Source organism: Vibrio sp. 2132-1 (assembly GCF_033344315.1).
Genome location: NZ_JAWPON010000018.1, coordinates 42,316 through 53,380, shown reverse-complemented (window position 1 = coordinate 53,380; position 11,065 = coordinate 42,316). Strand labels below are relative to the sequence as shown.

The window sequence follows — 11,065 nt, the reverse complement described above, 5'->3', positions numbered from 1 at the left end:
TCTAATTACCTGTTTGGTTTAGCAAAAAATAGGAGACAAAACAGCGGAATACGGGTTCAAACCACGCACAATCGAAGTCACGTAGTTTTCTTAAATGGAACAAGTCGTAATCACGGAAGGTTGAAGATACTTCGGTAGGCACAAGCTCTGTTACCACAGCAGCAGCGAAAACCGGCAGGTAAACAACTCCATCATGGAACCAGGCATTGGTTTTAATTTCAAACGGCATTAAGCCAGACTGTGTGCACCAACGTTTCAAATCAGCGCCAAACTCGGTTGGCCAACTGTTATTTTCTGCGTTCTGGCGCAAAAGATCTTGATACCACTCGTTATGAACAAGAATCTCCATCAAAGCGCTCGGACAAAGTTGGGGTAATTTGCCTGTTTCTAAGAAAATAGCCACTTCGTCTGACAAAGCAGGAATGGCGTCAACCAACTTCGTTATTTGTTTAGCCATCAACTCATCAACGATTTCGGCTGGTAAACACATACCTTCCAGCATCGAGATTTGAAGCTGAATCGCATGCCGCCAATCCACCAGGGGTACAAACTGCCAAAACACTGGCAACTCACTTTCCAGTCGCGAAATCAGCTCTGGGTTCAATTCAAACTGAAACAGTGCCACAGCCAATGCTTTGGTATCTCTCACCAAATACTTGAACACTTCAAACGTTGAAAGTGGAAGATGCCCGTAGTTCTTATATGTATCGCGCAGGTACTGCCAACCGCTGTGTCCCCAATCTGTTTTCATTTGATGAAACACATCTGCAATCACATTGGGATTAGATGAAGGGTGAAAAATACGAGATGCCTTTTGTAACGTTTTTACGTCACAGTCATTTGTTTGCTCACCCATGCATGGGATAAATTTAGCCCGAAATAAAACATCAGAGTCCGAAGCAGGAACTACAAGCCAAGGACCACCTTCTGTCACGTAATTAGGCAAGGCAAACTCCCCTGTTGAAACACCTTCAGTAGTAAGACTTTCAAGATAGATTGGCGCTTGCTCTGGTGCCGTAAGGTGCATCAACGCAGGGCGAAGAGCCTGCGTGTCAGCGAGTCGGTTTGAACGCGCATAAACCACATTTCTCTCCCGATCATAATCCATGACTGATGAGTAATGGCTGATGGAAAAACGAAGTGTCTTTCCTGGGCCCGAAATGACGAGATCAACGATGCTATCCAAGTGATTATTCAGCGACAACAACTCCAGTAGACTGGTTTTCAGCGCGTAAAGGCTCACTTCTACAGGCTTATCGCTCACCACATATTGCCAGCGGTAATAAGGAGCGGAGGTTTGCTTTATCCCCTTAATATTGCTTGATGCTTCTATTTGATAGCGAGCCACCTGACCTGACATAGAGAACAGATGTAGTCGACTGCCAAGTAAGTCATCCACTGTTAATCTTTGTGCTAAAGGTTTACCATGTGCATTAAAGGCGACAGCACCTTTTGAAGGAAAAGGCAGGATAAAGGTTATCGCCTCACCCAGCATATTCAACGTGATGTCAACTTGGACAGAAGAAGGCGGCGTCCCTTTAGCTAGAAGGTGCAAAGCAACCTGTTTTTCAGATTTCTCTATGTTCTCAAGAATCACCCCAGGAGTTTTAATTGCACAGACCTTGGGTGCGGCAGTAGTGATGATAATCACGCCAGTATTGGGTGTATCACCACTTTTAAAGCCAATATCAAAATCTGCGGGCAGCACACCAACTTGTTTTCGCAATAGCACTTCACCACTGTGCTTTTTGATGGTTAAACGCTGTTTACCAAGAAAATTATCTCGAGTTAAGTGCGAGACCGATTTTCCATCAAGACAAACATCCAAGCTTTCACCAGTTACTCTGGTAGCCGCATGGTTGATGGCTCTTAAACCACGAAAAATCATAGTCGGCTTGGTTTGCCACGTCATTACATCGCTTTCAAGCATAACGCCAACATGTTTCGGATCATCGCACCCCGTCGCGATACGATACGTATCATCACCGGGTAGAGTGATTAAACATGTTCCTGTTACTTGGCAAACTTTTAAGCGACAAAAACGGTATGGAGTGTCAGTAAGCTCACCCGATAGCGTTTCCGTCTTCGCTTCTTCCGGGATCAATATGTAAACATGTTTTTTGCGGGTTGAGAGTGAGGCTTGCCCTAACACTCGCCATTCACCATCTTCCTCACTCAAGATAACTGGCACTTCGCCCCAATCCAGCTCGCTGTCACCTATTGATACCTGAGCAAGCTTTTCACCCGATTGCATGGCCACAAGAGAAAGCCTTTGTTTGGCGTCAACCCTTTTCACTTCAGCACGCGTTTTTCGGATCACAACATGACACTGCTCCCCGTCAAACTGCGCATAACCAGTGCCAAGGTTGGCAAGCAGCTTTTGACCTTCAAACAACACCAAATCAATTCTGCTAACACTTAACTGTTCTCGAGTAAACATGAACAGTTGCTTATGTGGCAAAGTGACTTCGGTGCGAATTGATTGGTTGTCCCATGAAAAATAGTGCGTGCAGCTAAGTTTGACTTCCTTCTTCGCTTTCTTTTTAACTTCGTTAGATGCAATCACCAATAAGTTGTTCAGAAAGCGCGTACCTATGTCATCTTCCAGTGGCAGCGGGAACTGAGTACGCCAGTTCGGACAATGTATATCGAGATAGTTTGCGGGTACTGACTGCCGATCTAACCCAAACTGGTAAACTAGGCTATCGAGCTTATCGAGCATATCAGCGAATAGTTCGACAGAGTCATCACCTTGCAGTGCCTCTGGTAAACGTTGGATACGGGATTGGATAAGCTGCCGAACAGAATACTGCCCTAGCTCCTTGGCCTCACTGTATCGACCGAATATCTTTGAAAAAGCATCTTGATAGCCGTTGTGATCGTCAGAGAGTAGCTTGGTTGGTAATCCACCTTCTCTGAAAACGGATCCGAGATAGTTGTTCCCTTGAGAGTTCTCGTAGCGGGAAACAGAACGCCCCCAATGCTTCAACCCTCTTTGAACGACATCTGAGCGCTGTTGTGGTGAAAGCTCAAACCCCAACGTATCGTGGATGCTGTTCCAACTCCACTCCAAGTTGTATTCTCGGCGAAACCACTCAGAGCAATAAAGTACGAAAGAAGCGCACCACTCAGAAGAAAATATCGTTCTATTACCTACCCCATAACTCTTCGCAAGCACATCTCTAAGGGCAAGGTACTCATTGAGTGAAAGGTGGTATCGATAAAGCGGTGAACCAAGGCGTATCCCAGTTCGACTTTTCTGAAACTGCGAGAGCCACGTTTTGTGATGTGCTTGATTTTCTCTAGCAAACGCAGAATGTAATTGTGTAGTGTTCATTTTCACCGGAGTGATTAGTTAATTCAGATTTGAGTCACACGACTACGAATGGAAAAACCTAATAAGCTTGAAGCTAACATGTGTATTACACCACATAGCTTTTTTAAGCTTACGTTCGACCAACCATCCAAAGAGTAAAGCCAGTAAAGTCGAGATTTTACCCTGTGTTATGCACAATTAATTAGACTTTGTTCAATATGTGGAAGATTATTCAATCACTTGAGTAAATAAAATTACCTTTTGATGAACGAGCCGAAGTTGTGTTAGGTGAGAAATTGTTAATTTCCTGAAACAGGTATAACTCTTCGAGGAGAATAGGCTGTCTGCACCTCCGCGTCGCTGTACTTCTCGTGAATCCAACCATCATATCTACTACCAGAGGTTTAGAGTTTCGCCAGGCAAGAATAGTGACATCCCTTCTGATGCACTTTATGCTGCTATTAATAGTAAGTTGCCCGATTGGATCTTCATCTATATAGCAAAAGGCAACATTCACTTTGGTAAACAGACGATCACCGCACCTTACCTGCTAGAGAGTGGAAAACCACTCTTGTTTATCGTTGCTGAGGAGAAAGAAGGTGAAAGCTGATCCTGTTTCCCACCATTCCCACTTTTCCCATCCTGATCTATGATGGAAGTCATCTTGGGAAGTAAGTATTTGACCATTAATTGCAATTTGGTCCCCAATCGGTCCCCAAGACGTCGCGCGAGGCCAGCTATTATGGGAAACTTCACTTTCTGTATAGGGAAGTAAATAATCGAACGCGCGGTGCTGAGCTTAACTCACACCGCGTTTCTTTTTGTACGGCAAGCCATCCATGAGCTTTAGCCGTCGCATTCAATAAGGAAGAAGTATGATCCACATTATTACAGGCAGCACGTTAGGTGGCGCAGAATACGTAGGGGATCACCTGAGTGATCTACTCAACGAGAATGGATTTGAAACAACGATCCACAACCAGCCTTCCCTCAGTGATATCGAAAATCAAGGTACGTGGTTGGTGATCACCTCTACACATGGAGCTGGTGAGTATCCTGATAATATCCAACCTTTTATCGCAGCATTACAAAATACACCGCCAAAAATGACTGATGTAAAATTTGCGGTGATTGCGATTGGTGACTCTAGCTACGATACGTTCTGTGCCGCTGGTCAACACGCTTATGATTTATTAGAGGATATTGGTGCAACCCCTCTCGCAGATTGCTTTAAAATCGATGTACTGAGCCATGATGTGCCAGAAGACGCCGCAGAGATGTGGTTAAAAGAGAATATCGAACGTTTTTAAACTCACGACTTTCCCTTCAACAGAGTCGAAATTCGGCTCTGTTTTCTCCCATGTGAATAACTCCCACCAAATTATTTTGTTTAACCGCTCAAAAACTAACCAAACAGACTGTGGATAACTATAATAAGATCCAGTGATTTTCCTTTAGTTATCCCAATAACAACTTTGATCAATTTTACCTCCTGTGCATAACTACCACTTTTGATCCCAGGTAATCCTCGATCTGATCCAATCATGATCACAAGATATGATCCAAAGAAGATCCATGATCTTGTTGATCATTTTTAGGTTATCCACAGAAACGGTCGATCCTAATAGTAGATCTAATAAAAGATCATATATATAGATCTTATATATATTTATCTTGAAGCTTAAAACGGATAAAACGAGAAAACGTTTTTCTCTCTGGCATAAAGCAGGTAAAATACGGCTCCTTTATCTGTCCATTAAATCCCTTTGAATACCTGAGGTCAGTTCATGCTTTATCACGAAAACTTTGACGTCATTGTTGTCGGTGGCGGACACGCAGGAACGGAAGCCGCGCTCGCATCTGCACGCACAGGACAAAAAACGCTTCTCCTTACCCATAACATCGATACATTAGGCCAGATGTCTTGTAATCCGGCGATCGGTGGTATTGGTAAAGGTCACTTAGTAAAAGAAGTAGATGCTATGGGCGGTTTGATGGCTGAAGCCATCGACCATGCAGGTATTCAGTTTCGTACACTAAATGCCTCCAAAGGTCCTGCAGTACGAGCAACTCGAGCTCAAGCCGATCGCGCTCTGTACAAAGCGTACGTTCGTAATGCATTAGAAAATGCGCCTAACTTAACGTTGTTCCAGCAATCAGTTGATGATCTGATTGTTGAACAAGATCGCGCAGTTGGTGTGGTAACTCAAATGGGACTTCGCTTCCATGCGAAAGCCGTTGTGCTAACCGTGGGTACCTTCCTTGGTGGTAAGATCCACATAGGTATGGAAAGCTCGTCTGGTGGTCGTGCCGGGGATCCACCATCGATCGCATTAGCGGATCGACTGCGTGAACTGCCGTTCCGTGTGGATCGTTTAAAAACAGGTACTCCACCGCGCATTGATGCTCGTACTGTTGATTTTTCAGTGCTAGAAGCTCAGCACGGTGATAACCCAACGCCTGTATTCTCGTTCATGGGCAAACGTGAACAGCATCCGCGTCAGATTCCATGTTTCATCACCCACACCAATGAACAAACTCACGATGTGATCCGTAGTAACTTGGATCGCAGTCCAATGTACGCAGGTGTGATTGAAGGTATTGGTCCGCGTTACTGTCCGTCTATTGAAGACAAAGTGATGCGTTTCGCTGACAAAAACAGCCACCAAATCTTCATTGAGCCAGAAGGCCTAACCACGCACGAGTTATACCCTAATGGTATCTCGACCAGCTTGCCATTTGATGTGCAAGTACAAATCGTGCGCTCAATGAAAGGGTTTGAAAATGCACACATCGTTCGCCCAGGTTATGCGATTGAATACGATTTCTTCGATCCACGTGATTTGAAGCAAACGTACGAGACGAAGTTCATCCATGGTTTGTTCTTTGCTGGCCAGATTAATGGTACGACTGGCTACGAAGAAGCCGCAGCGCAAGGCTTGATGGCCGGTCTAAACGCAAGCTTGTTTAGCCAAGACAAAGAAGGCTGGAGCCCACGTCGTGACCAAGCTTACATGGGCGTGTTGATTGATGACTTATCGACCATGGGTACCAAAGAGCCGTACCGAATGTTCACTTCTCGTGCGGAATACCGCCTGCTACTTCGTGAAGATAACGCCGATTTACGTTTAACGGAAAAAGCGCGCGAGCTAGGCTTGATTGATGATGTTCGTTGGGCTCGCTTTAACGAGAAAATCAACAATATGGAAACGGAGCGTCAGCGTTTGAAAGCAACGTGGATGAATCCGAAGTCAGAGGGTGTTGATGAGCTGAACAAGCTGCTGAAAACCCCAATGGCCCGTGAAGCGAGTGGTGAGGATCTTCTGCGTCGTCCAGAGATCACTTATTCGCAACTGACGCAACTTGAAGCGTTTGCTCCTGCACTTGAAGATCAACAAGCGGCTGAGCAAGTTGAAATTCAAGTGAAATACGATGGTTACATCAAGCGTCAGCAGGAAGAGATCGAAAAATCACTGCGTCACGAAAATACCAAGTTACCTGCTGATTTGGATTACCGCGATGTAAAAGGTTTATCAAACGAAGTCGTTGCTAAACTGAGCGAGGCCAAACCAGAGAGCATCGGTATTGCATCACGCATTTCTGGTATTACGCCTGCTGCAATTTCTATTCTACTTGTTCACTTGAAAAAGCATGGTTTGCTGAAGAAAGGTGAGGAAGAATAATGAGCGCATTGCGAACAAAGCTGGATTCACTGATCGCGAAAACCGATTTGGAAGTGTCAGAACAGCAACGAGAGCAGTTAGTTGGTTATGTCGAACTGCTCGACAAATGGAACAAAGCGTACAATTTAACATCGGTACGTGATCCGCTTGATATGTTAGTGAAACATATTCTTGATAGTATCGTTGTAAGCGCACACCTGCCCGGTGAGCGCTTCATTGATGTTGGTACTGGTCCGGGGTTACCGGGCATCCCTTTGGCAATAATGAACCCTGAGAAAACCTTCTTTTTGCTCGACAGTCTTGGCAAACGCATTCGTTTTATCAAGCAAGTCGTGCACACATTAGGGCTGAAAAACGTGACACCAATTCAAAGTCGCGTCGAAGAATTCCAACCTGAAGAAAAATTTGATGGCGTTTTGAGTCGAGCTTTTGCTTCAATGACAGACATGGTGGAATGGTGCCACCATTTGCCGAAACAAGAGCACGGGGTGTTTCTAGCGCTGAAAGGACAGCACCCTAAAGATGAAATGGATCAGCTTCCTGAATGGTGCAGTGTGACAGAGATCATATCTTTGGCTGTTCCTGAGTTGGAAGGTGATCGTCATCTAGTAATCTTATCGCGCAAGGAAAATTAGCGAGGTAATCGTGGGTAAAATTGTAGCAATCGCCAACCAGAAAGGTGGGGTCGGCAAAACAACAACGTGCATTAACTTAGCGGCTTCGATGGCGGCAACAAAGCGCAAGGTTTTGGTGATCGATCTCGACCCGCAAGGCAATGCTACGATGGCTAGTGGCGTGGATAAGTATATGGTCGACGCCACCGCATACGATCTTTTGGTCGAAGATACACCGTTCGATCAAGTCGTTTGTACCCAAACAACAGGGAAGTATGATTTGATCGCGGCGAACGGAGACGTAACCGCGGCAGAAATCAAATTGATGGAAGTTTTCGCTCGTGAAGTGCGTCTAAAAAATGCATTGTCGTCAGTTCGCGATAACTATGATTTCATCTTTATTGATTGTCCTCCTTCTCTAAACCTTCTTACAATCAATGCGATGGCGGCAGCTGACTCTGTGCTGGTGCCGATGCAATGTGAATACTTTGCGTTAGAAGGTTTAACTGCTCTTATGGATACAATCAGCAAGTTAGCGGCTGTTGTGAATGAAAACCTAAAAATCGAAGGTTTATTGCGTACCATGTACGACCCACGCAACCGCTTATCGAATGAAGTATCCGATCAACTTAAAAAACACTTTGGGAATAAAGTTTACCGTACTGTCATTCCGCGTAATGTTCGTTTGGCTGAAGCGCCAAGTCACGGTAAGCCAGCAATGTACTACGATAAGTACTCCGCAGGTGCCAAAGCGTATCTTGCTCTAGCGGGCGAAATGCTCCGCCGCGAAGAAATCCCAGTTTAACTCTAACCTAAGGAATTCAATCCCATGTCTAAGCGTGGTCTCGGAAAAGGACTGGATGCGTTATTGTCGACCAGTTCGTTTGCTCGTGAAAAACAGCATATTGCATCGCATAGCCAAGAATTATCGGCAGACGGTGAGTTAACCGATTTAGCGATTGGTCAATTGCAGCCGGGCGTATACCAACCGCGTAAAGATATGGCGCCTGAAGCGCTAGAAGAACTAGCGGCTTCGATTCAATCACAAGGCATTATTCAACCAATCGTGGTTCGCCAGGTCGAAAATGGTCAGTTTGAGATCATCGCAGGTGAGCGCCGCTGGCGTGCTGCAAGGCAGGCGGGTTTAAAACGCGTGCCGTGTTTGGTGAAAAAAGTTGAAGATCGTGCCGCCATCGCCATGGCGTTGATTGAAAACATTCAACGTGAAGACTTGAATGTGATTGAGGAAGCCCAAGCGCTTGAGCGTCTACAAGATGAATTCACGCTGACACATCAGCAAGTGGCCGATGTGATTGGTAAATCAAGAACGACGGTGAGTAACCTATTACGTCTGAATCAGTTGGAAGTTGATGTAAAAGGTCTGGTTGCAGATAAAAAATTGGAAATGGGTCATGCTCGAGCTCTGTTAGCGTTAGAAGGCGAACAGCAAGTCGAAGTAGCTCAACAAGTGGCTAAGAAGCAAATGACTGTTCGCCAAACTGAACAGTTAGTAAAAAAGTGCTTAGCCCCACAAAATGAGCAAAAAGGGCAACAAGAGGATACCGAAGCCGAGCAAATGTCGCATAAATTGAGTCAGCTGCTTGATGCAAAAGTTTCTCTTACCCGTTCTGCAAACGGAAAAGCGAAATTGACGATAAGTCTTGATGAGCCTCACAAATTGGATCAACTAATTGCCAAGCTTGAGGCCTAGATGAGATAATTGATTTAGGTCAATTAATCTAATTAATCGAATTTTGTGCGAAAGTTGTCGTTTTGTAAACAAAACTGTAAGTTTTTGATGCAATCGAATTGCTTTACGTTGAACTGAACGTATAATTTTCGCCAATTTCCCAGCACAGAGAGTTAAGTGCGAAGTGGATATTACTAGAGGTACGAATACATGGTAGCTGCGTTAGCTAGACCAGGACGAGAGCTCGCAAGGCAATTGTTAATGATCCAGTCTGGCGCGGTTATTTTTGTGGCAGCAGGAATGGCGGTAGCCATAAATCCTGACTGGGGATTTTCAGCGCTGATTGGCGGAGGCATTTTTGTTGTTGCCAATGCAGTATTCGCGCTGTGTGCTTTCATGTTTAGTGGAGCTCGCGCTGCCAAGCGCATCGCTGCTTCCTTCTATACGGGTGAAGTACTGAAAATTCTCATCACGGTTGCACTGTTCTATGTTGCCTACATGTATATGCAGGTGGAACTTGTTCCCCTCAAACTAACCTATTTGCTGGTACTAGGTATTAATATCTGTGCACCAGTGCTATTCATTAACAACAAAAAATAGGATGAGTTATGGCTGCGCCAGGTGAAGCGCTAACATCGTCCGGTTACATTGCCCACCACCTTTCTAACCTATCGCTATACAAGTTGGGTTTAGTAGGGTCGGAGACAAGTTTCTGGAACGTACATATCGATAGCCTGTTTTTTTCTTGGTTTACTGGTTTAATCTTCCTCGGAATTTTTTACAAAGTAGCAAAGAGAACAACAGCGGGTGTACCGGGTAAGCTTCAGTGTGCTGTAGAAATGATCGTTGAATTTGTCGCCGATAACGTCAAAGACACGTTCCATGGACGCAACCCACTGATCGCGCCTTTAGCACTGACTATCTTTTGTTGGGTATTTTTGATGAACGTGATGGACTTAGTTCCTATCGACTTCTTACCATACCCAGCAGAGCATTGGCTAGGTATTCCTTACCTTAAGGTTGTACCGTCTGCTGATGTGAATATCACCATGGCTATGGCTCTAGGCGTTTTTGCATTGATGATTTACTACAGCATCAAAGTAAAAGGTCTAGGTGGATTCGCAAAAGAACTTGCACTACATCCATTCAATCACCCACTGATGATTCCGTTTAACCTACTAATTGAAGTGGTATCGCTATTAGCGAAACCTCTATCACTTGGTATGCGTCTATTCGGTAACATGTTCGCGGGTGAGGTTGTATTCATTCTTTGTGCGGCAATGCTACCATGGTACTTACAATGGATGGGTTCACTACCGTGGGCAATCTTCCATATCTTGGTTATTACGATTCAAGCCTTCGTATTCATGATGTTGACAATTGTTTACCTGTCAATGGCACACGAAGATCCTGATCATTAATTTTTTTAAAGCTTTTTATTTGGGCACTAAGCCAACAACTATAAATTGGAGATAGTAATGGAAACTTTACTGAGCTTTTCTGCAATCGCCGTAGGTATTATCGTCGGTCTTGCTTCTCTTGGTACAGCGATTGGTTTCGCACTGCTAGGTGGTAAATTCCTAGAAGGTGCTGCACGTCAACCAGAAATGGCTCCTATGCTACAAGTTAAGATGTTCATCATCGCGGGTCTACTTGATGCGGTTCCAATGATCGGTATCGTAATCGCGCTACTATTCACTTTCGCAAACCCATTCGTTGGTCAACTAGGTTAATCACCTTTAACTCGGGACGGGCGATTATC

The 11,065-nt window shown here is 44.8% G+C and carries 9 protein-coding genes; 8 read left to right on the top strand and 1 reads right to left on the bottom strand.

What is annotated here, in order from left to right; genetic code table 11:
* Position 1: 1 nt before the first annotated feature.
* Positions 2-3,337: an STY4851/ECs_5259 family protein gene (locus R8N47_RS18775; protein ID WP_169608569.1), complete on the bottom strand. Its 3,336-nt coding sequence runs from the start codon at positions 3,335-3,337 to the stop codon at positions 2-4.
* Between the two features lie 854 nt (positions 3,338-4,191).
* On the opposite strand from R8N47_RS18775, the gene mioC reads away from it, so the two are divergent.
* The 8 genes from mioC (at position 4,192) to atpE (ending at position 11,036) form a co-directional block, all read left to right on the top strand.
* On the top strand, positions 4,192-4,626 hold the full coding sequence (mioC, locus tag R8N47_RS18770) for an FMN-binding protein MioC (RefSeq protein ID WP_005378900.1): 435 nt from the start codon (positions 4,192-4,194) through the stop codon (positions 4,624-4,626).
* A gap of 477 nt (positions 4,627-5,103) precedes the next feature.
* The gene (gene mnmG, locus R8N47_RS18765) at positions 5,104-6,999 is read left to right on the top strand and encodes a tRNA uridine-5-carboxymethylaminomethyl(34) synthesis enzyme MnmG (RefSeq protein WP_005378901.1); all 1,896 of its coding nucleotides are present in this window, start codon (positions 5,104-5,106) and stop codon (positions 6,997-6,999) included.
* On the top strand, positions 6,999-7,634 hold the full coding sequence (rsmG, locus tag R8N47_RS18760) for a 16S rRNA (guanine(527)-N(7))-methyltransferase RsmG (protein WP_005378902.1): 636 nt from the start codon (positions 6,999-7,001) through the stop codon (positions 7,632-7,634). The genes mnmG and rsmG overlap by 1 nt, the downstream gene beginning before the upstream one ends.
* A gap of 10 nt (positions 7,635-7,644) precedes the next feature.
* On the top strand, positions 7,645-8,418 hold the full coding sequence (locus R8N47_RS18755; RefSeq protein ID WP_005383838.1) for a ParA family protein: 774 nt from the start codon (positions 7,645-7,647) through the stop codon (positions 8,416-8,418).
* A gap of 24 nt (positions 8,419-8,442) precedes the next feature.
* Positions 8,443-9,324 (top strand): ParB/RepB/Spo0J family partition protein, encoded by an 882-nt coding sequence (locus R8N47_RS18750; protein WP_005383840.1) that lies wholly within the window; start codon positions 8,443-8,445, stop codon positions 9,322-9,324.
* 189 nt (positions 9,325-9,513) lie between these two features.
* Positions 9,514-9,903: a F0F1 ATP synthase subunit I gene (locus R8N47_RS18745; RefSeq protein WP_005378921.1), complete on the top strand. Its 390-nt coding sequence runs from the start codon at positions 9,514-9,516 to the stop codon at positions 9,901-9,903.
* 8 nt (positions 9,904-9,911) lie between these two features.
* Positions 9,912-10,724 carry a F0F1 ATP synthase subunit A gene (gene atpB / locus R8N47_RS18740; RefSeq protein WP_005378922.1) on the top strand — a complete coding sequence of 271 codons (813 nt, stop codon included), beginning with the start codon at positions 9,912-9,914 and terminating at the stop codon, positions 10,722-10,724.
* A gap of 57 nt (positions 10,725-10,781) precedes the next feature.
* Entirely contained in the window at positions 10,782-11,036 is a 255-nt protein-coding gene (gene atpE / locus R8N47_RS18735) for a F0F1 ATP synthase subunit C (RefSeq protein WP_002540812.1), read from the top strand.
* Positions 11,037-11,065 lie beyond the last annotated feature (29 nt).

Bases quoted from the DNA above. Each gene is read 5' to 3' on its own strand.
- R8N47_RS18775 (WP_169608569.1), bottom strand. From the start codon at position 3,337: ATGAACACTACACAATTACATTCTGCGTTTGCTAGAGAAAATCAAGCA.
- mioC (WP_005378900.1), top strand. From the start codon at position 4,192: ATGATCCACATTATTACAGGCAGCACGTTAGGTGGCGCAGAATACGTA.
- mnmG (WP_005378901.1), top strand. From the start codon at position 5,104: ATGCTTTATCACGAAAACTTTGACGTCATTGTTGTCGGTGGCGGACAC.
- rsmG (WP_005378902.1), top strand. From the start codon at position 6,999: ATGAGCGCATTGCGAACAAAGCTGGATTCACTGATCGCGAAAACCGAT.
- R8N47_RS18750 (WP_005383840.1), top strand. From the start codon at position 8,443: ATGTCTAAGCGTGGTCTCGGAAAAGGACTGGATGCGTTATTGTCGACC.
- R8N47_RS18745 (WP_005378921.1), top strand. From the start codon at position 9,514: ATGGTAGCTGCGTTAGCTAGACCAGGACGAGAGCTCGCAAGGCAATTG.
- atpB (WP_005378922.1), top strand. From the start codon at position 9,912: ATGGCTGCGCCAGGTGAAGCGCTAACATCGTCCGGTTACATTGCCCAC.
- atpE (WP_002540812.1), top strand. From the start codon at position 10,782: ATGGAAACTTTACTGAGCTTTTCTGCAATCGCCGTAGGTATTATCGTC.